Here is a 22,191-nt window from a genome sequence, read left to right on the forward strand (position 1 = left end):
ATCAAATCTTTTAGTTAAAGCAATGCTATGCGGACTCACAATTCTTGGCTCTTGTAGCTTGTAGCAATGAAAATGAGTTTCTATTAGGTGTTTCAATGCTTCCTCACTTTACAAAAGGAAAAAATCATCATTAGCACAATTACCGTGACATAAGAAAAGCTTGGGGAATGTGGGTTTTCAGGCATCAACATAGAAAAAACAAAGTTAATAGCAATCAAAGAAATACAGCCAAAAACCATGCAGGCAAAGCGCCAAAACTCCAGCCTCAACCCATTAAGTAGATTAAGATTATTCCAAAGCAGAACCTGGAAGAAAAGCGCACTACTGAGGATAAAAAAGGAATTCAATGAATCTTCGAATCCTTCAGGCAAAATAATCTCAACAAACTTACCAGAGGCCACTATCACAGCCCATAACGCCAGTGATAAAATAAGACATAACTTTACTGCCTTGATGTAGTGTTCTTTCAGTTCAATAGCTTCAAGCTTGTAATAAAGAGCTTCTGTTGAAGACAATCCTGCATTGACGACATTAAAAATAGTATTAAACATTCTCATTGCTATTGAATAAATCGCCACCGTAGATGAAGAATACAAAAATGATATTAGAATCTTATCGGCATTAAAAAAAATAGTTCTAGACAGGCCGGATAAAAGAAACCACTGTCCATCTCTTACCCTTTGCAAATACCAAGCATCATCAATGCAACATACAAAGCAAGCCTTTAAATATCGATGAGATATATAGACATAAAGAAAAAAACCCAGGAGAGAGTAAGAAATATAATAAATATAAAAGTTCTGGCCACCGAAGAACTTAGCCCAAATTACCGAAACTGATAAAAAAAGAAGAGAAAGTTTTAGTCTAACCGAAGATAAAACCTTGCTTTCTCCCTGAGAAAGCAGACCAGCATAAGTGATTGATTGGGTCGCTAGCAGTAAAGTTTCAGCAAAAAAAACTGCAATGACATCTATCGTATAGCCCGCTCCAAAAATCATCAAAGGCAACACTAACGAGCCCAACAAAGCAAGGTTTATACTTAAAAACAAAAACTCCTTTCCGTATATAGCTCCAATATCTTCATCAGCGGCCATTACTAAGTTATATGCCCCGAAATTACATATTGCAGCACTAATAGCAGATGCAGCAATGACTACAGAAAAATCACCAAAGTCCTCAAGACCTAACTCCCCTGCAATAAGAAATACAGCTAGAAACCTAAGTAATGACTCTCCCAACGAGCTTGCAATAAGCTGATAAGCACCTATGTAAGCCCCAAAAGCCCTGTCTAACAAAAGGCGCTTCATATAACTGCAACCACCAATCAAGTCCAATAAATTATAACAACCAGCATACGCAGAAAGATATACAGATGCAGGCACGCCTTAGACGTCTTTAATTAATGACGCCCTTCATCCAACAAGCCCTGAGCGGATGCCTTTGTATTTTATGAGTCATTATAAAGAGGGATAATCAAACCACTCTGAAATCTTTATTAGGCATTCGCAACAGCACTGCTCTATCTTGTATTTATAGCATGTTCGTTTTTTAACGACCCATCCCAAAAACAACGACCTTGATTGTCATAAGAATAATTTTAAAATCGAGTAATGTCTGATGGTGTTTTATGTAATGTATATCAAACCGATGCTTCCACTTTGCATCCTCTATTGATGCACCATAAGGGTATTTAACCTGCGCGAGACCCGTTATTCCGGGCTTTACCGCATGTCGAAACCTATAATAGGGTATATGGGCCTCTAAGTCTTTTACAAAAACCTCCCGTTCAGGGCGAGGGCCCACTAAGGACATTTCCCCTTTGAAAACATTAATTAACTGAGGTAATTCATCAATTCGCGTTTTCCTTATAAAGCGACCAACTTTTGTAACTCTATCATCATTTTCTTTAGCCCAAACCGCGCCATTTAATTCTGCATCCGTCCTCATTGACCTAAATTTAATAACTTCAAAGTCTTCGTTAAACTGTCCCACACGATGCTGACGGTAGAGGATAGGCCCTCTGGATTCCAACTTAATCAGCATGGCTGTCAATATCATTACAGGCAGAGTCAAGATGAAAATTGTTCCTGCAAGCAACAAGTCCAATATACGCTTCCGAGTTTCTTGTTTTTTGTCAGAAAGAATTGAAAAGGCTCGTTGATGAAGAAAATAACCTGAATGCAGCAATTCTATTGTTGTATAGCCTAATTTAGTATCCAAATAGCTTACTAATGGCTCTACCCAAGCCCCAACTTCAGTAGCAAGAACAAGGAAGTTACGATAGCGCTCTTGTAAATCGCTGCTCCTGTAATGACATATAACTTTTCCTTTTATCCCTTCAGGTTCAATCTTATTGAATAGCAACTCAACTTCTAGACTTTTTGTGGCCGCCTTGATGTTATCGACTTCATCCTCTGGGCAGAAGACGTATATCCTTTCCGTACTATAGGCTTGGGACTTACTCAAACCTCTCGTATTAAAACTCGTTCGTAACTCTTCTATAGAAAAATCATCTGAATTTTTCAGGTAGACATTCATGTGCAATCCTTCTTGGAAAAGTAACGAATAAGAACGAATATGAACGATAGCAATCCACCGAGCATGACCCCAAGCACGCAAATTAGAGCTCTTCTTGGACTTGCTTTTTCTTCTGGAACAACTGCAGGGTCGATGGTTTTAAACACGTATTCATCCCTAACTTCGGCAAACATCAGGATTTTTGTCTGCTCCTCAACAAGTTGGTAAAGCATTGACTTGAGGTCGGCTAGCCTTGTCTTCTCGATCTGACTTTCCAGGTATTGAATGCTCTTGGTCGCCTCAGCTTGGTCACGTTGGCGCATGACTTCATTCAAGTCTTCAACCAGCCAGGTTGCCCATTGCTGGGCAATTTCTGGCGAGTAGTGGTTTATCCCCAATGTGACCATTCCGGTCTTCTTGTCTTTTCCGACGCTAAGACTTTCCTCTATAAATTCTTTATAGGCCTCTTGGGCTGATGGTTTGGGCTGGAAAGGCGCCTTTACCTCTCGGACCCATTGGCCACTCTTTTCGTCGTAAACATCGGCATCCAACTCCAGCTTGTTTGTCGCCCTATCCCACCCTTCTGCTGCCATCAGTGGCACCAGGATGTCATGCCTGTCGATAAAGCCGGTGATGAACTCCCGAGACTTGAGCACCTCCAATGCCAGGGTGGTTTGGTCGGTATTACCACCTCCAAGGTTGATGCCCGCCATGGCAGCCAGGCCGCCAAACTGCCCTGCCAAGGCGCCGAGGCCTCCCTGCTGTTGGTTGTCAGCCGGAGCTAACAGCACTTCAGACTTGTAGATATTGGGCAGGGACAGAGCGATGATCACCGAGGCCACGGCGAAAACTGTGGTGACACCGGTAATGAGCCACTTGCCGGCCCAAATGGCAGCAAACAGCTCCCTGAGATCGATCTCATCATCCTGAACAGGCTGGTAATGCCCCTGTGGCGTATGCAGCTGCTGGCTTGGGAATTCAGCGTCTTTCATGTTGTTCATACATCAACTCTTGGTTGAAGACAGATCTAGAGGATAGTTTCAGGCCGAGAGCGTGGCACTCGAAACGACCTGATAACGAAAGCGGGGACCGGATCTTGCGCCCGGTCCCGTTTGCTTAAAGCGTTGCCACCGCCGCGATGGCCACAGCGCTCTGGTAGATGATCTGGGTCACCTGGCTCCACAGCGACAGGCTGTTCTGGTACTCGGTATCCAGGGGCACCACTATGGTGTCGCCGGGGCGGATATCGCCGTTGTTCTCGGCGAACCAGGAGCCGTTTTCCGGGATCATCACCGAGCCATCGGCGCGGATCACATAGATGCGGTCATCATCGGCGCGTTTACGCAGGCCACCGGACAACTTCAGGTAATCTTCGGTATCCATGCCAGGCGCGAAGTGATGGCTGGTCGCATGCTGGACTTCACCCACCACTGTGACCGTCTTGGTGCGGCGGGGCACGTAGAGCACGTCGCCGTCTTCAACCGGGAGGTCAGCATGCTCGTCACCTTCCAGGATGGCCGCCAGGTCGATCACCAGGCGTCCGACCGGGGTCAGCCTCTCAAGCTGGTTGATCATGGCCATGGCATCCTGGGCGCTGATCTGGGTTTGTTCCGCAGACAGGGCCCGGGTCGCCACATCGGAGCGCAGCTGGTCACTGAGTTTCTTGACCTGGCGCTGCTCGCGCTCGCGGATCTGCTCACGGGTAAAGACGGCGCCCTGGGGGAAGGCCGCTTCATTGAGCCCGCCCGCCCTGGCCAGGACGTCCTGGAGGCTTTCGCCACGCTGAATGGTATAGGTCCCGGGGAAGCGCACCTCGCCACGCACCTCTATGGTCCGGCTGACGTTCCAGTCCGGCGTGGAGAACACGTTGAGTTGATCCCTGGGCTGCAGCCTGAAGGAAAGCTGCTCCTGCATCACCTCGACAAGGTTGATCGGCAGATGGGCCACCTGGATGCCGTTCTCGCCCTCGCGGCTGCCTTCGGCCCTGGTCAGCTCGGCACGCAGGCGGTAGGCGGAGCTGTTCAGGCCACCGGCGGCCAACACCAGGCTACGGACGCTGCCATCCCGGGTCAGGGGGTATTCCCCGGGTACTCGCACGTCGCCAGTAAGGGTCACCAGCTCCAGGCCGACATCGCCACCTGCCTGGGCCTTGAAGTCGGCAATGACGGGAGCCAGCAGCTCGCTGCGGGTCATCTGGCTGGACAGCACCAAGGCCTCTTCATCCTGATAGAGGGACTGCAGTATTTCCTTGACCGCGCGCACCAGGTGGCGATCTTTTTCTTCACTGCTGAGCAGATCGCTGCCAATCAGCGCCGCGACCTCTGCCGTGGCGGCATCGGTGATCTGCACCCCGGCCACCTCTGTGCTGAGGGAGGGGCTTTCGCCATTGTCTTGGCCACTAAGTTCAAAGCCCTCGGCAAAGATATCGCCATTGGTCCAGCGCATGTCCTCGGGGAGCTCGATATGGGCCTTGAGTTTCTGCTGGACGCGTGCGTTCAGCTCGCTTCGGCTAAAGCCTTCATCGGCCCGGGGAAAGACCAGCAGCTTATCGCCCTGCTCGAGGCGAACATCGAAGGCGGAGCCGGGCTGGGCAATCGCCTTTTGCAGTTCGACGGCGATCGCCGACTGCAGCTGGGTTTGGGGATCGGTACGGATCACCAGCGCCAGGTTGAGGTCGGCGCTGGCAAGGAGATCGGCCTTGACCGACGGCAGCAGGCCGCTAACGGTCAGCCCATCCCTGAAGGCAAAGAAGCCGGGGCGGGCCACATGGCCTGCCAGTACTATGGCATCGGCCAGACGGGCACTGGTCGAGCGAACCTGCAGCTCATCGCCGTCCTGCAGGTGTTGCTTTCGGGCCATGGCCGACGTCAGGTCGACGTGGATCAGCTCTTTCTGGTACTGGTCGTTGAAGCGGACCAGGGTCGAGGCCCTGGGGTAGGCGCCGGCCTTGAGGCCACCCGACATCTGGATGGCGTCCTGCAGGGTTTCGCCTTTGCGCAGCTCATAAATGGCCGGGCGGCGCACCTCGCCCGTCACCTTGACCAAGGCGTGAACGGTAGGAATGAACAGCACGTCGCCGCTTTGCAGGCGAACATCGCCGCTGCCGTCACCGGTCAGCAGCAAATCGTAGAGGTCGAAGCTGGCGACCGTCTTGCCGCCGCGTTTTACCTGCACATTGCGCAGCGAGCCGATGTCATTGATGCCGCCGGCCACGAACATGGCCTGGGATACGGAAGACAAGCCCGACAGGGTATAGCGCCCCGGATACCTGGCCTCTCCCGCCACGAAAACGGTGATGGTGCGCAGCTTGCCCATGCTGATGGCGGCCTGGACGCCGATCATCTGCTCCTGGATGCGCTGCTGGAGCAGTGCCTTGGCATCGCCAAAGTGCAGGCCGGCCAACTGGATAGGGCCAAGCTCGGGGAAATTGACGCTGCCGTCCCGGCTGATGGCCAACTGCAGTTGCTGGCTTTCCTTGCCGAATAGCTGAATCAGCAGCTCATCGCCCGGTCCCAGGGTATAGTCGGCCGGCACGGGGGCGTTGTCGACGGGCGCAAAGGTGGACACCTCGGGGTCAAACAACGCCATACCGAAGCGCTTAAGCTCGTTATCATCTTCTGGCTGGGCACCTTCTTCCCTCTTCGCCTCTTCCTCACGCAGTTTGCGCTGCTTTGGCGTCAGCTCCTGGGGCAGCACCTGCTGCTTGTTCAGCCCAGGCTGTGAACCCACTCCCAGCATGGCCGGATCCAGGCCGTATTGGCGCATCAGGCGCTCCTGCTCCGACTTCGGCAGCGTCTTGAACTGCTCGATCATCGCCGGTGTCGGCGTGATTGCCGCCGCTTGCGGCGACAGCAGCAGCGCCATCACACAGACTACAACAAAGGCCAATATCCTCAGCACGCTAGGCTCCGTTTCCATCTTTGAAGGTTATTATCATTCAGGCACGCTACCGCCCTTGGGTTGCAGCCCCCAAAGTGCTGTAAGTGCTTGCTTCTTGCGCAGGCATTAAAGCGCCTGCAGATGACATCCAGGTTACAGCCGGTCGCCCAACCCTCACTGAATGTCCTTGTTATCCACTTCCAACCTGGTCAACTTGCCCAGTAGCTCGACCAACACCAGGGCCCTGTCTCCACCCTTTGGCATCTGGTAAACGGCCTTCAGGCCACTGAAGGGGCCGGATGATATCACCACCACTTCGCCCGCCTTGGGGGCATGTTGACCTGCTCCGAGCTGCTCAAGTCGCTCTTCATTCAGGACCAGATCTTTGATAAGGCCGGCCGGCGCCTTGAGGGGCAGCGGCCCCTGGCGCACGAAGTCGCTCACCCCACGGCTGGAACGCACCGCCGTGAAGTTATCCAGCTCGTCATCGAGCTCAATAAAGAGGTAATTGGGGAACAGCGGCTCTTCCTGCCGTACCCGCCGGCCGCGCTTCACGCGTTCGACCAGGATCTGCGGCAGGTAGGTGTTGAAACCCTGGTTGTCGAGGTGCCACTTCGCCTTTGCCTCTTGCTTGGGTTTGCAATACAGCAGGTACCAGGCCCTCATTCACTGCTCCATGTTTTACCAGGTAGCCACAAAAGTAGCGTCCTGATTTTACAGAAGCATTTGATGCAGGCAAGGCATTAAACCATGAGCCGGTGCGTTTGGTCACAGCTTAACCTCGGGTTAACGGGGCTCGGTTGTGTTTTCACATTAGTGTCGGTATAAGGAGCTGTTAACACTTACAACTACATTTGAAGGACGGGAATCATCATGAGCCAAGCGCCTAGCCAGGGAACCTTCCTTGGCCATCCCAAGGGCCTCTTCCTGCTGTTCTCCACGGAACTCTGGGAACGCTTCTCTTATTACGCCATGCGCGCCATCCTGGTGCTCTATCTGGTAGACAAGGTACAGGGCCAGGGCGGTGCCGGCCTCGGCTGGAGCGAAGCCGAAGCCCTGCAGCTGTACGGCACCTTCACCATGCTGGTCTACCTGACGCCCCTCATCGGTGGCTGGCTGGCCGACAACATCCTTGGCCAACGCAAGGCCATCCTCATCGGCGGCGCCCTGATGGCCGCCGGCCAGTTTACCCTGGCCGCCCCCCACGCCTGGTTCCCGGGCCTGGAGAACACCCTCTTCTATGCCGGCCTGACCCTGCTCATCGCCGGTAACGGCCTGTTCAAGCCCAACATCTCCACCATGGTGGGCGACCTGTACCAGGAAGGCGACCACCGCCGCGACGGTGCCTTCACCATCTTCTATATGGGCATCAATATCGGCGCCTTCCTGTCCGGTATCCTGGTGGGTGCCGCCTACCAGTACTTCGGCTATACGGAAGTAGTTAACGGCGAGGAGATCTTCGTCAACAACTATCAGGCCGGCTTTGCCGCGGCTGGTGTGGGCATGGTGCTGTCGCTGATCATCCAGATGCTGTTCGCCAAGAAGCTGCTGGGCGACATCGGCACAGTGCCGGTAGCCAAGCTGGAAAAGAACCAGAAGAAGAAAGACGACCAGGCGGGCCCCCTGTCCAAGGTCGAGCGCGACCGTATCAAGGTCATCTTCATCCTGGGCCTGTTCACCATCGTCTTCTGGGCCGGCTTCGAGCAGGCCGGCGGCCTGATGAACATCTATGCCGACAAGTTCACTGACCGTATGCTGGGTGACTTCGAAGTGCCCACCGCCTGGTTCCAGTCCATCAACGCCTTCTTCATCGTGCTCTTCGCCCCTGTCTTTGCCAGCCTATGGGTGAAGATGGGCGACAAGGAGCCCACCTCCCCGGTGAAGTTCGCCCTGGGCCTGCTGCTGCTGGGCCTGGGCTTCGTGTTCATGATGGGTGCCTCCATGCAGATCGCCGGCGGCGACGCCAAGGCCTCCATGCTGTGGCTGGTGGGTGCCTACCTGTTCCACACCCTGGGTGAGCTGTGCCTGAGCCCGGTTGGCCTGTCCATGGTCACCAAGCTGGCGCCGGTCAAGCTGGCCTCCCTGTTCATGGGCCTGTGGTTCTTCTTCACCGGCCTGGCCAACTATGTGGCCGCCGCCATCGGCTCCCTGATCGGCGTTCACGGCGGTGCCGAGGCCTTCGAAGCCCAGTGTCAGGCCGACGGCATCAGCGCCGGTACCGAGCTGACCAAGTGCGCCGAAGCCCTGAAGGAAGCGGCCATGGTCGACCAGTCCCTGGCCATCTTCGGCGGCCTGGTCGCCACCGGCGTGATCTCCGCCATCATCCTCTACCTGATGTCCGACAAGCTGATCGATTGGATGCACGGCGCCGAGTCCAAGGAACACCACCATCCCGAAGAGGAAGTGGCCGTTACCGGCGAGCACGAAGCCATGCCCAAGGGCCACAACGCCTAAGGCATTGCCCTGACATTAAAAAAACCCGCCTCATGGCGGGTTTTTTATTGCCTGAACAGCGCCAGCAGCAGCAGTTCTTCGTCCCTGCCTCCTTCTACCGGCAGGGCCAGTTGCTCACACAGGGTCGGCGTGGCCTTGAGTTCTGCCAGGCCCGCCAACGGCCTGCTGGCGACGACCAGCCTGGCATCGCCCGCAAAAGGCAGCTCCCGGCTGTGATAGCGGCTCCACTCGAACATGCCGACCGGTACCTCGGCGCCGGCCAGCTTGTGGTTCTCCTTGCCCTGCAACAGCACCGGCTCGGGGCGATAGCCGGCATTGGCCAGCAGCAGTTTTTGCTGCTGGCGGTCAATCACGCCGAAGCACAGCCGTACCGGCTGTTCCAACTGGCTCTTGAGCAGTTCGCCGTTGAGGTAGTTGAGGAAGGGGCCAGGATTGAGCAACACGGACGGCTCACCCGGCCGGTATTGCTTCACCGGCTGGTTGAGCAGGCTCTTCAGCAGCACCGACAGAAAGGCGGAGGTGGCGCCGGCGGCGCTGAAGCGGGACACCATGAACACCAGGTAACGGTCGTCCAGGGCGACGAAGTCCACGAACTGGTTGGCGACCTCGCTGGCGCCCAGCAGCTGGTAGCAGATCGTCACCTCATGCCACTGAAGGCTGTTTTCCGGCAACAGTTGTTGCTGTACTTCACGCCCGGCCAGGCGACCATCCTCAAGGAGCCTCAGGTTCAGCTCCAGCTCCACATGGGCCGCCTCCAGCTCCTCGCTGAGGCGCTGGTTTTCCAGGAGCAGGCGGCGCTTTTGGGTGGCCGCTTCCAGGGCATGCTCCAGCACCGCCAGCTCGGGCAGGGGCTTGACCAGATAATCGGCCACCCCCAGGCGCAGCGCCTTGGTGACGTCTTCCATCTCACCCTGGCCGGAGATGACGATGATGGGCAGATCCAGGTGACGGTCGCGGATCTGGCCGATGACGGCCAGGCCGTCCATATCCGGCAGGCGCAGATCGCACAGCAACAGATCGAAGTGCTCCCTGGCCAGGCAGGCCAGGGCCTCGGCCCCGGTGGCGGCGGTTTCCACCAGGAAGCCACGCCGGGTGAGAAAGCTGCTCACCAACTCCAGGAAGACGACTTCGTCGTCGACCACCAATACCCGTCTTGTCATAGCACGAAAAAAGGGGGCCAAGCCCCCTCTGTAGTTACTGCCCTGTATTGAGATTAGTCAATCTCATCCAGGAAATCCTCGTCACCCAGCTCTTCTTCAGGGGGCTGGGGGGGCGCCTGGTTATAGGTATTGAAATAGACGTGCTGGAAATAGGCGTCACGGACAAAGGCATAGGGATCCAGGCTCTGGTTGAGCAGCCCCTCCTGCTCCATGGCCCTTTCCCTGGCATCCAGGCCGCGAATGGTCCAGCGCAGTGCCTTTTCGGTAAAGTTCAGGGCCCCCAGGGGCGGATAGAGGAAGTCCACCCATTCGCCCACCTCCTCGCGGATGGTGGTGGGCCCCAGAGCCGGCAGCATGATGTAGGGCCCCTCGGCCACGCCGTAGTAGCCCAGCACTTCGCCGAACTCGGTCTCCTTGCGCTCCATGCCCCAGTGGCCAGCCACGTCGATGAGCCCCAGCACCCCTATGGTGGTATTGATCAGGAAACGGCCGGTGGTGGTGGCCGCCTGGCCCCATTCGAAGCGCAGGAACTGGTTGACGGCGCTGGAAGGCTCGCCCAGGTTGTTGGCGAAGTTGAGCAGGCCGGTGCGGATGGGCTTGGGCACGTTCTCGCTGTAGGCCACGGTGACCGGACGAGCCACATGGGGGTCTATGACCTCGTAGTTGAGCTCCCACATGGCCCTGTTGAACCCTTCCAGGGGGTCCCGTTCGGACGACGGCGGCAACACCGGCGGCTCGGCATCCGGCAGCACCTGGGGTTTGCTGGCACAGCCGCCCAACAGCAACAGCGCCAGGAGGGGCATTATCCTTGTCATTCGATCCTTTCCTTAATGGTGATGGCAACTGAGCCCGTATCCACCCTGACGGGCTCGGACAGGCCGCGCAGATCGCCGCTCTGATCCAGGGCCAGGGACTCACCGGCGCTGATCCTGGCACCCACCACCACTTCCTGGGCCTGGCTCAGGGAGCGACCCGGGATCATGCTGGTCTCGTCCGACAGCACCACCTGGGTGGGCAGCCTGGACAGGGGCATGCGTACCGCCGCCAGGGGCGGCCCACCGGCCACGTCGCGGGCGAACACGAACAGGCTGGCCTGCTCCGGCAATTGATCTTGCAGCTCGGGGGCCAGCTCGACCCGCACATCCAGTGACACCGTCACGCCGCTGGCCTTGCGCCTGGCTTCAGCCAAGCGCTCCTGGACCAGGGCCAGGCGGTTGTCGCCGGCCGGCAACTGCTTGGCCAGCAGCGACCAGGCCTCGATGGCCTTGTCGAAATCCTGGTTCTCAAAGGCCACGAAGCCGATCAGCAGCAGGGCGTCCACGTTGCCGGGATCCTGGCTGAGCAGCCTGGCCAGGGCCTGGGCGGCGCGCTGGCGATCGCCCTGGCTGCCGCTGAGCAGCTTGCTCTGGGCCAGTCCCAGCAGGGCACTGGCATTGCCGGGATCCAGCTCCAGCGCCTTGTCGAAGGCGTCGGCGCTCATCTCGGCATCGCCCAGGGAGAAGGCGACCCGGCCCAGGAACACCCAGGCGTTCTTGTCATCACCCTGCTCGGCCAGGCGGGAACGTATGCCCAGGGCCAGATCCTGCATGTCCTGGCGGCTCAGCTGCTCATCCTGCCGGGGACGCAGGGCCCGCTCGGCCAGGGTCGGCAGGCTGTCCATGACGCCCTGCCAATGGGCCTGCTGCTGGTGGCCCCCCAGATAAGCGTAGATGCCAAGGGAGGCCAGCAGCAATGCCAGGCCGGGCAGCAACACCGGCCAGGGCAAGGCGCGCTGCTGCCGGGGGGCGGCATCCACGTCGTCCAGCAGGCTGCGCTTGAGTTCATTTTCCAGCTGGTTGAACTTGTCGTCGGCCACCAGGCCTTCGCGGCGTTCCCCTTCCAGCTCCCGCAGGCGATGGCGATAGAGGGTCAGGTTGACCTGTTGCTGGTCGTCACCCAACCCCTGCCTGGCCCTGGGCAACAGCAGGAAGCCGGCGGCCAGCAGCACCATGACGGCCATGGCAAGCCAGAGCTCCATCATCGGCGCTTCTCCTCTTCTTCCAACAGGGCGGCCAGCCTGGCCTGCTCGTCTTCGGCCAGGCTATCGGCCTGCTGCTGACTGGCCTTGGCCCGGCGCACGATCACCACCAGGCCGACCAGCAGCACCAGCACAGGCCCGAACCACAGCAGCAGGGTATCCAGGCGCAGCGGCGGCCGGTAATGGACGAAGTCGCCGTAGCGGGCCTTCATATAGCTGATGATCTGCTCCCGGCTCTGGCCTGCCATGGTCATCTGGTAGACCTTGTCCTTGAGATCCTTGGCCAGGGCCGCGTCCGAGTCGGCCAGGTTCTGGTTCTGGCACTTGGGGCAACGCAGCTCGGCGATCAGCTCCTTGAACTGGGCCTCCTGCTGCGGCGTATCGAAGGTGTAGGTGTCCACCGTGGCCTGGGCCTGGCAGGCCGCCAGGGTCAGCAACAGGGCGGCGAAAAAGGCTCTCATTGGCGCAGCTCCTCGTACTTGGGCCCCAGCACCTGGCTCCAGACCCTGTCGTTGACGTCGCCCACGTGGCGGTAACGGATGATGCCGTTGCCGTCGATAAGGTAGGTCTCGGGGGCGCCATAGACGCCCAGATCCAGGCCCAGCATGCCGTCGGGATCGTAGAGGGTCACCTCATAGGGGTTGCCGAGGCGGCTCAGCCAGCGGATGGCACCGTCGCGCTCGTCCTTGTAGTTGAGGCCGACGATGCGCACCCCCTGCCTGGCCAGCTGGTTCAGGTACTGGTGCTCGGCGTAGCAGGTGGGGCACCAGGTGGCCCAGACGTTGAGCAGCACGGGCTGGCCGGACCTCAGCAGCTCGCCGTTATGGCGCTTGTCGGTGTCGAACAGATCCACCATTTCGAAGGCCGGCACCGGCTTGCCGATCAGCGCCGACTCTATCTCGGTGGGATCGGAAAACAGGCCCCGGAACAAGAACACCACCAGAGCCAGGAAGGCCAGCAGCGGGCCCAATACCCATAGCTTTTTCATGCCACCTCCCGTTGCAGGCGCTTGAAGCGATAACGTCTGTCGCTGACCACCAGCAGGCCACCCAGGGCCATCAGCAGGCCGCCACCCCAGATCCAGCGAACGAAGGGCTTCACATAGAGGCGCACGGCCCAGGCGCCGTCGTCCAGGCGCTCGCCCAGGGCGGCGTAGAGATCCCGACTCAGGTTCCAGTGGATGCCGGCCTCGGTCATCACCGAGCTGGCCACCGTATAGAAGCGCTTCTCGGCGTGAAGCTGGGCCACCTTGTCGCCGGCTTCATAGACGGCGATCTCGGCCATATGGCCCTCATAGTTGGGGCCCTGGACCTGGCTGAGCTCCTCGAAACGGAACTCGTAACCGGCCACCAGGAAGTTGTCACCCACCGCCATGCGCACATCCTTCTCGATGCTGTAGCTGGTGGTCAGGGCGATACCGATCACCGACACCGCCAGGCCCAGGTGGCCAAGGATCATGGCCCAGTGGCTGCGGGTCAGCTTGAACAGGCCCTTGGCGAAACCGTGGCGCGCGCCCACCCGCAGCTGCACCTCCTGGATGCTGGAAACCAGGATCAGCAGCGCCAGGGCCAGGCCCAGCACCGCATGGCCCCTGGCCTGGCCCTGGAGCAGCCAGGGCAGCGTGATGCCCAGCACCAGGCTGACGATGGCGGCCAGGCCCAGCTTCTTCAAAAGCGGGCCGGCCTGCTCGCGCTTCCAGCGTGCCAGGGGGCCCATGGCCAGCAGGAAGGCGAAGGGCACGAACAGCAGGGTGAACAGCAGGTTGAAGAAGGGTTCGCCCACCGAGATGGAACCCAGGCCCAGCTCCCGGTAAAAGAGCGGCATCAGGGTGCCCAGCAGCACCACCACGCAGGCAGTGGTCAACATCAGGTTGTTGCCCAGCAGCAGGGTCTCGCGGCTGAGCAGCTCGAACCGGCCCTGGCTCTTGACCTTGCCGGCGCGCAGGGCGTACAGGGCCAGGCTGGAACCTATCACCAGCACCAGGAAGGCCAGGATGAACATGCCGCGGCTGGGATCGGAGGCAAAGGCATGCACCGACACCAGCACCCCGGAGCGGACCAGGAAGGTGCCCAGCAGGCTCAGGGAGAAGGCGGCGATGGCCAGCAGCACGGTCCAGGCCTTGAACACGCCACGCTTTTCGCTCACCGCCAGGGAGTGCATCAGCGCCGTACCCACCAGCCAGGGCATGAAGGAGGCGTTCTCCACCGGATCCCAGAACCACCAGCCGCCCCAGCCCAGCTCGTAGTAGGCCCACCAGGAGCCCAGGGTGATGCCCAGGGTCAAAAACAGCCAGGCGGCCGCCGTCCAGGGCCGGGACCAGCGCGCCCAGGCGGTGTCCAGCTTGCCGGAGATGAGCGCCGCTATGGCGAAGGCGAAGGCCACCGAGAAGCCCACGTAGCCCATGTACAGCAGCGGCGGGTGGATGATGAGGCCCGGATCCTGCAGCAGCGGGTTGAGGTCGCGGCCGTCCACCGGGTAATAAGGCAGGCCCCGCTCGAAGGGATTGGAGGTGAACAGGATGAACAGCAGGAAGCCCACCGAGATCATCCCCATCACCGCCAGCACCCGGGCCAGGGCCGGCGCCGGCAGCGCCTTGGAAAAGCGGGCCACGGCGGCGGTCCAGCCGGCCAGGGTCAGCACCCACAGCAGCATGGAGCCCTCGTGGGCGCCCCAGGTGGCGCTGAGCCGGTAGGCCAGGGGCAGCTTGGTGTTGGAATGGGAGGCCACGTAGCTGACCGAGAAATCGTTGACGGCAAAGGCCCACAGCAGGGCGCCGAAGGCCGCCGCCACGAACAGCAGCTGGCCATAGGCCAGGGGCTTGGCCAGGGCCATCAGCCGGCCGTCACCGCGCTGGGCGCCCCATAATGGATAGACCGCCAATAAGGCGGCCAGTACTAGGGCGAGGATCAGGGCGAAGAGCCCAAGCTCAGGAACCATTGACACCCCGCTCGTGCATCTTCTTGGCCGCTTCGGCCACCTCCGGCGGCATGTAGTTCTCGTCGTGCTTGGCCAGCACTTCCGAGGCTTGAATGGCGCCATCCTCGGTGAACACGCCCTGGGCCACTATGCCCTGCCCTTCCCGGAACAGGTCCGGCAGTATGCCGTCGTAGCGGACCGTGACCATGCCACCGCCGTCATCGGTGAGGTCGAAGCTCACGGTCAGGCTGTCCTGGGCCCTTCTCACGGAGCCGTTGACCACCAGGCCGCCGATGCGCAGCCGCTGGCCCGGTACCGGCGTGACGCCGTCCTTGCCCTGGTGGATCTCGGTGGGGGTGAAGAACAGGTCGATGTTCTGGCTCAGCGCGTACAGCACCAGGCCTATGGTCACCGACAGGCCGACCAGCACACTGGCCACTATGGTCAGCCTCAGCTTGCGACGTGGGTTCACGTTAACGACTCCTCTCGTGCCTTCTGGCGCCGCGCTTCGCGGGCCTGGCGACGACGTAGATTGCTTAGGATCTTGCTCTCGCTGCGCCAGGCCTGCCAGGCGATGCCGGCCAGGACCAGGGCGGTGACGCCATAGGACAGCCACACGTAGAAACCGTGCTTGCCCATGGCCAGGAATGCTTGGACGCTATCGAAGGCCATCAGTTGCCTCCCTTGATCAGCTGCTGCACCCAGGGACGACGCGCCTCCTGCTCCAGGATCAGGCCCCGCAAGCGCTTGAGGCTGATGGCCCCCAGCAGCAGGCCGAAACCGAACAGGTTCAGCAGCAGCGGCCACAGCATGCCGCTGTCGATGGACGGCTTCTCGAACTTGGAGATGGTGGCGCCCTGGTGCAATGTGTTCCACCACTCCACCGAGAAGTGGATGATGGGCAGGTTGATGACCCCCACCAGGGCCAGGATGCCGGCGGCGCGGCCGGCCAGGCGCTTGTCCTGGAAGGCGGCGAACAGGGCCATGATGCCGACATAGAGGAACAGCAGGATCAGCTGGGAGGTCAGGCGTGCATCCCAGACCCACCAGGTGCCCCAGGTGGGCTTGCCCCAGACGGCGCCGGTGAACAGCGACACGAAGGTCAGGGCCGCCCCCACAGGGGCTATGGCCTGCACCGTCAGGTCGGACAGGCGGATCTGCCAGACCATGCCCACCAGGGCGGCGATGGCCATGGCCAGGTAGCCGCCCATGGCCAGCATGGCCGAGGGCACATGGATGTAGATGATGCGGAAGCTGTTGCCCTGCTGATAGTCAACGGGGGCAAAAGCCAGGCCCCAGACGGTGCCCACCAGCACCAGGGCCAGGCCCGGCACCAGAAACCAGGGTAACAGGCGGCCACAAAGACCAAAGGTGGTCTCGGCCTTGGCATAGGGATGTAACCAGCTCCACATGGGTCAGTTCACACTCACTCTCAGGGCGGCGGCGATGGCGAAGGGGGCCAGGGTAACGGCACCCATGCTCATGGCGGCCAGCAAAGCCAATTGCCCGTGGTAGGGCAGCCCCAGGGCGGCCGCTTCCACACAGGCGGTTGCGAATATCAGCACAGGAATGTACAGCGGCAGCACCAGCAGGCTCAGCAGCACGCCGCCGCGCTTGAGGCCCACGGTCAGGGCCACGCCGACGCCGCCCACCAGGCTCAGCACCGGGCTGCCCAGCAGCAGGCTCAATACCACCGCCTGCCAGGCCTGCCAGTCCAGGTGCAATAGTACCGCCACCAGGGGCGACAGCAAAATCAGCGGCAGCGCCGTCAGCAGCCAGTGGGCCACCACCTTGGCCAGGGCCACCACCGGCAGCGGCACCGGCAGCAGCAGCAGCTGGTTGAGGGTGCCGTCCTGGAAGTCGTCCCGGAACAGCCGCTCCAGGGACAACAGCGCCGACAGCAGCACCGCCACCCAGATGACACCGGGTGCCAGCCGGCCCAGCAGCTGCGGATCCGAGCCGACGCCGATGGGGAACAGGGTAATGACGATGAGGTAGAACACCAGCGGGTTGATCACCTCGGCCCGGCGCCGAAAGGCGATATTGAGGTCCCGGGCCAGCAGGGCCTTGAACGTCGACATCATGGCGCTGCCTCCGGCCTGGTCTGGTGGTGACAGGCGATATTGAGTTCCCGACTCGCCAATACCTTGAACGTCGACATCATGGCGCTGCCTCCGGCCTGGTCTGGTGGTGACAGGCGATATTGAGTTCCCGACTCGCCAATACCTTGAAGGTCGATATCATGGCGTTTCCCCCAGCAGCGACAGGCGCCTGGCGTTGGCGCTGCCAAGGTCCTGGTGGGTGGTCAGCAGCACCACGCCGCCGCCCTCGCAGTGCACCGCGAACAGCAGCTCCAGCTCGGCCACGCCCTGCTTGTCGATGGCGGTGAAGGGTTCGTCGAGGATCCAGATCCGCGCCGGGCTCAGCCAGAGCCGGGCCAGGGCCACGCGGCGCTGCTGGCCGGCCGACAGCTGGCCCACCGGCACATCCTCGAAGCCGGCCAGGCCGACCCGGGCCAGTATGGCCCAGAGATCCTGGTCGCGGCTCGGCAGCACCCTGGCGTAGAAGGCGAGGTTTTCCAGGGCGGTCATGGTCTGGTTGACGCCGCTCTGGTGACCCAGGAACAGCAGATCCTGGTGGTAGGCCTCCCGGGCCTTGTGGATGGGCTCGCCCAGGTAGAACACCTGCCCTTCCTCGGCCTGGCTGAGGCCGGCCAGGATCCGCAGCAGGCTGGTCTTGCCGGCACCATTGGGGCCTTCCAGCTGCACCAGCTCTCCCGGATGAAGGTGAAGGTCGAGGCCTTCGAACAGCACCCGTTCCTCGCGAATACAACAAAGGTCCTGGGCGGCCAACAGGGCTTGAGTCACCGGCTCCTCGGTATTGAATTGCCAAGAAAAATCGCGGCGATGATACCATACTCCCGTGATTGGGTCAGACGATCGGGCAGTGCCTTGATGAAAATCAATCCCGGCCAGAAGGTCGCCATCCCCCTCGAGCCCGCCAAGGCAGAAAGCAAGCCCCAAAGGCCCGCCCCGGCCATGGCCAATACCCTGCCCCCAAGCCTGTTCCTGCCCGCACCCAGCGGCCAGGCCCTGCAGCAGCTGTTGCCCCTGGAGCTACCGACGCCGGCCCAGCTGCCGCTGCTGCTGGCCGGCCTGCTCGGCGCCCGGCACCAGGGTTGGGGCCAGACCCTGAGGCTGCTGGCGGCGGTGCTGCGCCTGCCTCCACAAAGGCTGCCGCCCCGGCTGCAGGCCTGGCTGGCCGCCCTGCCCGATGAAAGCAAGAAACTGCTGGATGCCGCCTCGGCCCGGTTGGAACAGGGCCAGTGGCAGAGCCAGCAGCAGGAGGCGCTCTTCTTTTCCCTGCCGCTGCCCAAAAGCGACGACTGGCTGGAGCTGAGCTGGCCCAAGCCCAGGGGACGTCAGGCCCAAACCGATGCCGAGCTGGTGGTGACCCTGCTGTTGCCCCTGCCGGGCCTGGGCCGGCTGCTGGTGTTGGCCAGCGCCGGCCGGGTACGCTTCTACGCCGACAGCGAGGCGCTGAAGGTGACGCTGGACCAGGCCCTGCCGGTGCTGGCCGGGCGCCTGGAAAAACTGGGGATCAGGGTGCCGTTGGAAAGCTATCGCGGCCAGGTGCCGGAAAGTTTGCTGCCGCGCCAGGAAGGATTTTATGAAAAGGCCTGAACCCAGGGCCCTGGGGCTCAGTTACGACGGCCTGAGCGCACCGACCCTGGACTTCAAGGTCAGCGGCGAGGAGGCCAGGCAGCTGCTGGCGGCGGCCCGGGAGGCCGGGGTCATGGTGCACGAGGACGAGGCCCTGCTGGCCATGCTGGAGCGGCTGGAGGCCGGCGCCGAGATCCCGCCACAGCTCTATGTGATCATCGCCGAGCTGATCGCCTTTGCCTGGTACCTGCAGGGCAAGACGCCGCCCCATTGGCGGGACGGCGACGGTCATCACGCCAGGGTCTAGGCCTTGCCTGGCCTGTGGAGGTTGTAGAGCAGCTCGGCCTCGGCCCGGGGCAGTTCGCATTCGCGCATCAGCTCGTCCACGTCGGCACCCAGGGCCACCATCTTGGCGGCGCGGCTGTAGAGCTTGCTCTGGGGATCATGGTGCACCAGCTCGTCCTGGGCGCCCTTGAGGTGCTCCACCTCGCCGGCCATGGCCAGCAGCCGTTCACCCATGCCGATGGCGCCGCTGTGCACCTCGTTGAGCTGGCCCTGCTGGGCGTCCAGCCGGCTCTTGAGGTCGTCAAGCTGCTGTTGCAGTTGTTGCTGGCGGCGGGACATCACCCCGAACAGGGCGATCAGGCCGAAGATCAGCGCCAGCAGCAGCCAGGTCATCCATTCCATATCAGAGGCTCAGGATCTCTTCCCACTCTTCGTCATTGAGCAGCTTGTTGAGATCCACCAGGATCAGCAGCTCGCCTTCACGGTTGCTGACGCCCTGGATGAACTTGGCGCTCTCCTCGGTGCCGACGTTGGGCGCCACCTCGATGTCGGAACTCTTCAGGTAGACCACCTCGGCCACCGAGTCGACCAGGATGCCGATGACCTCCTTATCCGCCTCTATGATGACGATGCGGGACTGCTCGGAGACCTCGGCCGGGGCCAGGCCGAAGCGGGCCCTGGTGTCGATGACGGTGACCACGTTGCCGCGCAGGTTGATGATGCCCAGCACATAGTCCGGGGCGCCGGGCACCGGGGCTATGTCGGTGTAGCGCAGCACCTCCTGCACCTGCATCACGTTGATGCCGTAGGTCTCGTTATCCAGCTTGAAGGTGACCCATTGCAGCACCTTGTCGTTGGCGTCGGCCACCTTGGCCAGATCCTTGTTGTCGGTCATGGTTAACTCTCTTAATGCTCCGTTGCACCGGCCCCTTGCTCAAGCATGCCGAGCATGGCCGAGACGTCAAGGAGGGCACACATTCTGCTTTTGACCATGCCGGCCAGCCAAGGGCGCTTGGAGCCGGGGCTCCGCCAGCGCACCTGTTCGCCGGTCAACACTTCCGTTCGCACCAGGCTGTTGCAGGCCAGGCCCCAGGGGCTGTCGCCCAGCATCACCAGGTAGCGGTATTCTTCCTGTTGTTGTTTGTCCGGCATCACCCAAAGGCCGGTATCCACCACCCTCAGTTGCTGCTGGCGCTGGACCATGATGCCCTTGAACCAGGCCGGCTTGCCGAACAGGCTGTTGATCTCACCCAGCTGGTGGATGCCGCCCAGCTCGTCCAGGGGCACCGCCAGCTCCAGCCCGGCCACGTCGAACAGCAGCACCTGGAACTCGCCCCGGCGCTCGGCCTTGTCTTCGAAGGAGATGGCCGGCTCGGCGGGCGCGGTCTGGGCCACTTCAAGCACGGGCTCGGGCACCACCACCTCGGGCGCGGCCGTCTCGACCGGCGCTTCGGCCTCCCTGGGCCTGGGCGTCTCCGCCACCTTGGCGTTGACCTGGGCCAGCAGCCTGGCCACCTTCTCCCTTTCCCGCTCGGCGGCGCTGGGCTCGGCGTCCATGACCGGCCTGGCCTCCTCCCGGGGGGATGCCAACAGGGCCTCGAAGTAGTCTTCCATCAGCTGCTTGCTCATGCCACCACCTCCGGCACCAGGCTGTCCAGCAGTTTCTGGTAGGCGAGCACGCCCCTGGCCTGGGGATTGAGGGCCGGCAGCGGCTGGTGCTGGCGGCTGGCGTCGCGGAATCGGGTATCCACCGGGATGACGCCGGGCCAGATCTGGTCGCCGAAGCTGTCCTTGAGCTGGCGCAGCGCCTCCAGGGAGGCCCGGGTGCGCTTGTCGAACATGGTCGGGATGATGGTCACCGGCTTGGTGCCCCTGAGGGACTTCTGCATCATCTCCAGGGTACGCAGCATGCGCTCCAGGCCCTTGATGGCCAGAAATTCGGTCTGCACCGGCACCAGCACCCGCTGGCAGGCGGCCAGGGCATTGACCATCAGCACTCCCAGCACAGGCGGGCAGTCGATGATCACGTGCCGGTAGAGGCCGTCCAGGCGCTTGAAGGTGCGGCTGAGCAGCAGGCCCAGGCCTTCGCGGCTGCCCAGCTGGCGATCCAGGGTGGCCAGGGTCATGGCCGCCGGCCACAGGTGGAGGTTGTCGCCCACCTCCTGGGTGACCTTGTCCAGCAGGCCGGTGCTGACATTGCCGTCGGCGCTGAGGATATCGAAGACGCTGGCGGGCAGGCTGTCCGCATCCAGGCCGAAATAGCTGGTCAGGGAGGCATGGGGATCCATATCCACCAGCAGCACCGGCTCGCCCCTGGCGGCCAGCAGCGAAGCCAGGGTCACGGCAGTGGTGGTCTTGCCTACGCCACCTTTTTGGTTGGCGACCGTCCAGATGTTCAACGCATACCTCAATTGTCTTCGCGGGTAGTGATTCGGATGCCGCCGTTGCCCATGCTGATTTCCTTGATTTGCGGGTACTCGTCGCTGAGCGGCCTGGCCGGCAGCGGCTCCGGGGATTGGTAGCCATAGACCGACAGCGCCAGCACCACCTTGCGCCGCTGCTCTGGCGCGGCGCCGGCCTGGCCATAGGCGCCGTAGCCTTCCAGGGCCAGCCTGGGCTCCTCTATGCCCTCGGCCACCAGCGCCCGCAACACGGCGGCGGCCCGGGCCGCCGACAGATCCCAGTTGGAGGCGAACAGCTCCGGCTCCACCGGCCTGTTGTCGCTATAGCCGCGCACCCGCACATAGTTGTTGGCCTGCTTCAGCACAGGGGCAATGCTTTCCAGCAATTCCCGTGCCGGGTTGAGCAGGGTGGCGCTGGCGGAGGCGAACAGCAGCGAGCCGGGCAGCTCCAGGGTCAGCCATTCCTCGCCCAGCTTGAGCTCGGCGCCGGCCAGGGCCTGGTCGCCCTCAAGCGCCTTTTCCAGCTCGGCGGCCAGCTCCGGCAACGGTATGCCCGGGTTCTTGTCGGGGGTGCCGGCCAGCAATCCTTCCTCGGCGGCCACGGAGCCCTTGCCCCGCGTCAAAACCTTGTCGCCGCCGTCGAGGATGCCGGCGCCGCCGGGCAGTATGCCGAGGCCGGCGGCATCGTTCTCCTGGGGGAAGGGCTTGGCTATTTTCTTGATGGCCTGCTCCAGGTTGGAGACCACCTCGTGGTACTCCTCCTTCTCCATCAGCACGAAGGCGTACAGCACCACGAACAGCGCGAACATCAACGTCATGTAGTCGGCATAGGAGACCAGCCAGCGATCGGTGTTCTCCCTGTGCTTGACCCTGTGTTGGCGCCGGTAACGGTACATGTC

Annotated in this window: 24 protein-coding genes; 3 read left to right on the forward strand and 21 right to left on the reverse strand. The window is 61.0% G+C overall.

Features of this window, described 5'->3' with window-relative positions:
* Positions 1-92: 92 nt before the first annotated feature.
* The 5 genes from WDB71_RS11110 to rfaH form a co-directional block, all read right to left on the reverse strand.
* The gene (locus tag WDB71_RS11110) at positions 93-1,382 is read right to left on the reverse strand and encodes an oligosaccharide flippase family protein (protein ID WP_341501654.1); all 1,290 of its coding nucleotides are present in this window, start codon (positions 1,380-1,382) and stop codon (positions 93-95) included.
* Positions 1,383-1,548: 166 nt separating this feature from the next.
* Complete coding sequence (locus WDB71_RS11115; protein ID WP_341501655.1) at positions 1,549-2,538, reverse strand: exopolysaccharide biosynthesis polyprenyl glycosylphosphotransferase; 990 nt, start codon at positions 2,536-2,538, stop codon at positions 1,549-1,551.
* Positions 2,535-3,518, reverse strand: a complete 984-nt coding sequence (locus WDB71_RS11120) for a Wzz/FepE/Etk N-terminal domain-containing protein (protein WP_341501656.1) — start codon at positions 3,516-3,518, stop codon at positions 2,535-2,537. Before WDB71_RS11120 ends, WDB71_RS11115 begins: the two co-directional genes overlap by 4 nt.
* Positions 3,519-3,633: 115 nt before the next feature.
* Entirely contained in the window at positions 3,634-6,417 is a 2,784-nt protein-coding gene (locus WDB71_RS11125; protein WP_341501657.1) for an SLBB domain-containing protein, read from the reverse strand.
* A gap of 153 nt (positions 6,418-6,570) precedes the next feature.
* Entirely contained in the window at positions 6,571-7,062 is a 492-nt protein-coding gene (gene rfaH, locus WDB71_RS11130; protein ID WP_341501658.1) for a transcription/translation regulatory transformer protein RfaH, read from the reverse strand.
* A 207-nt stretch (positions 7,063-7,269) separates the two neighbouring features.
* On the opposite strand from rfaH, the gene WDB71_RS11135 reads away from it, so the two are divergent.
* Positions 7,270-8,850 carry a peptide MFS transporter gene (locus WDB71_RS11135; RefSeq protein WP_341501659.1) on the forward strand — a complete coding sequence of 527 codons (1,581 nt, stop codon included), beginning with the start codon at positions 7,270-7,272 and terminating at the stop codon, positions 8,848-8,850.
* A gap of 44 nt (positions 8,851-8,894) precedes the next feature.
* On the opposite strand, the gene WDB71_RS11140 is transcribed toward WDB71_RS11135, so the two are convergent.
* The 11 genes from WDB71_RS11140 to ccmA form a co-directional block, all read right to left on the reverse strand.
* Positions 8,895-9,992, reverse strand: a complete 1,098-nt coding sequence (locus WDB71_RS11140; RefSeq protein ID WP_341501660.1) for a response regulator — start codon at positions 9,990-9,992, stop codon at positions 8,895-8,897.
* A 71-nt stretch (positions 9,993-10,063) separates the two neighbouring features.
* Positions 10,064-10,825, reverse strand: a complete 762-nt coding sequence (locus WDB71_RS11145) for a VacJ family lipoprotein (RefSeq protein WP_341501661.1) — start codon at positions 10,823-10,825, stop codon at positions 10,064-10,066.
* Entirely contained in the window at positions 10,822-12,030 is a 1,209-nt protein-coding gene (gene ccmI / locus WDB71_RS11150; RefSeq protein ID WP_341501662.1) for a c-type cytochrome biogenesis protein CcmI, read from the reverse strand. The genes WDB71_RS11145 and ccmI overlap by 4 nt, the downstream gene beginning before the upstream one ends.
* Positions 12,027-12,488, reverse strand: coding sequence for a cytochrome c-type biogenesis protein (locus WDB71_RS11155; RefSeq protein WP_341501663.1), 462 nt, complete (start codon positions 12,486-12,488; stop codon positions 12,027-12,029). Before WDB71_RS11155 ends, ccmI begins: the two co-directional genes overlap by 4 nt.
* Positions 12,485-13,015, reverse strand: coding sequence for a DsbE family thiol:disulfide interchange protein (locus WDB71_RS11160; protein ID WP_341501664.1), 531 nt, complete (start codon positions 13,013-13,015; stop codon positions 12,485-12,487). The genes WDB71_RS11155 and WDB71_RS11160 overlap by 4 nt, the downstream gene beginning before the upstream one ends.
* Positions 13,012-14,964, reverse strand: coding sequence for a heme lyase CcmF/NrfE family subunit (locus tag WDB71_RS11165; protein ID WP_341501665.1), 1,953 nt, complete (start codon positions 14,962-14,964; stop codon positions 13,012-13,014). The genes WDB71_RS11160 and WDB71_RS11165 overlap by 4 nt, the downstream gene beginning before the upstream one ends.
* Positions 14,954-15,415, reverse strand: a complete 462-nt coding sequence (gene ccmE / locus WDB71_RS11170; protein WP_341501666.1) for a cytochrome c maturation protein CcmE — start codon at positions 15,413-15,415, stop codon at positions 14,954-14,956. Before ccmE ends, WDB71_RS11165 begins: the two co-directional genes overlap by 11 nt.
* A complete protein-coding gene (gene ccmD / locus WDB71_RS11175) occupies positions 15,412-15,615 on the reverse strand; it encodes a heme exporter protein CcmD (RefSeq protein WP_341501667.1) in 204 nt (67 codons plus the stop codon). Before ccmD ends, ccmE begins: the two co-directional genes overlap by 4 nt.
* Positions 15,615-16,355, reverse strand: a complete 741-nt coding sequence (locus tag WDB71_RS11180; RefSeq protein WP_341501668.1) for a heme ABC transporter permease — start codon at positions 16,353-16,355, stop codon at positions 15,615-15,617. Before WDB71_RS11180 ends, ccmD begins: the two co-directional genes overlap by 1 nt.
* A gap of 3 nt (positions 16,356-16,358) precedes the next feature.
* Positions 16,359-17,024, reverse strand: a complete 666-nt coding sequence (ccmB, locus tag WDB71_RS11185; RefSeq protein ID WP_341504211.1) for a heme exporter protein CcmB — start codon at positions 17,022-17,024, stop codon at positions 16,359-16,361.
* 159 nt (positions 17,025-17,183) lie between these two features.
* Positions 17,184-17,798: a cytochrome c biogenesis heme-transporting ATPase CcmA gene (gene ccmA, locus WDB71_RS11190; RefSeq protein ID WP_341504212.1), complete on the reverse strand. Its 615-nt coding sequence runs from the start codon at positions 17,796-17,798 to the stop codon at positions 17,184-17,186.
* Between the two features lie 99 nt (positions 17,799-17,897).
* Between ccmA and WDB71_RS11195 the strand changes: the two genes are divergently transcribed.
* Together WDB71_RS11195 and WDB71_RS11200 are read left to right on the forward strand one after the other, a co-directional pair.
* On the forward strand, positions 17,898-18,626 hold the full coding sequence (locus WDB71_RS11195; RefSeq protein ID WP_341501669.1) for a hypothetical protein: 729 nt from the start codon (positions 17,898-17,900) through the stop codon (positions 18,624-18,626).
* Positions 18,613-18,912, forward strand: coding sequence for an EscU/YscU/HrcU family type III secretion system export apparatus switch protein (locus WDB71_RS11200; protein WP_341501670.1), 300 nt, complete (start codon positions 18,613-18,615; stop codon positions 18,910-18,912). The genes WDB71_RS11195 and WDB71_RS11200 overlap by 14 nt, the downstream gene beginning before the upstream one ends.
* On the opposite strand, the gene WDB71_RS11205 is transcribed toward WDB71_RS11200, so the two are convergent.
* The 5 genes from WDB71_RS11205 to WDB71_RS11225 are packed head-to-tail and all read right to left on the reverse strand — an operon-like array spanning position 18,909 to position 22,188.
* Positions 18,909-19,283, reverse strand: a complete 375-nt coding sequence (locus tag WDB71_RS11205; RefSeq protein WP_341501671.1) for a DUF2802 domain-containing protein — start codon at positions 19,281-19,283, stop codon at positions 18,909-18,911. The genes WDB71_RS11200 and WDB71_RS11205 overlap by 4 nt on opposite strands.
* A 10-nt stretch (positions 19,284-19,293) precedes the next feature.
* Complete coding sequence (locus WDB71_RS11210) at positions 19,294-19,785, reverse strand: chemotaxis protein CheW (RefSeq protein WP_341501672.1); 492 nt, start codon at positions 19,783-19,785, stop codon at positions 19,294-19,296.
* Positions 19,786-19,796: 11 nt separating this feature from the next.
* Positions 19,797-20,519 carry a chemotaxis protein CheW gene (locus tag WDB71_RS11215; RefSeq protein ID WP_341501673.1) on the reverse strand — a complete coding sequence of 241 codons (723 nt, stop codon included), beginning with the start codon at positions 20,517-20,519 and terminating at the stop codon, positions 19,797-19,799.
* Entirely contained in the window at positions 20,516-21,289 is a 774-nt protein-coding gene (locus WDB71_RS11220; protein ID WP_341501674.1) for a ParA family protein, read from the reverse strand. Before WDB71_RS11220 ends, WDB71_RS11215 begins: the two co-directional genes overlap by 4 nt.
* A gap of 8 nt (positions 21,290-21,297) precedes the next feature.
* Positions 21,298-22,188, reverse strand: a complete 891-nt coding sequence (locus tag WDB71_RS11225; RefSeq protein ID WP_341501675.1) for an OmpA family protein — start codon at positions 22,186-22,188, stop codon at positions 21,298-21,300.
* Positions 22,189-22,191: the final 3 nt, after the last annotated feature.

It is taken from the genome of Gallaecimonas sp. GXIMD4217, assembly GCF_038087665.1.
Classification (GTDB): domain Bacteria; phylum Pseudomonadota; class Gammaproteobacteria; order Enterobacterales; family Gallaecimonadaceae; genus Gallaecimonas.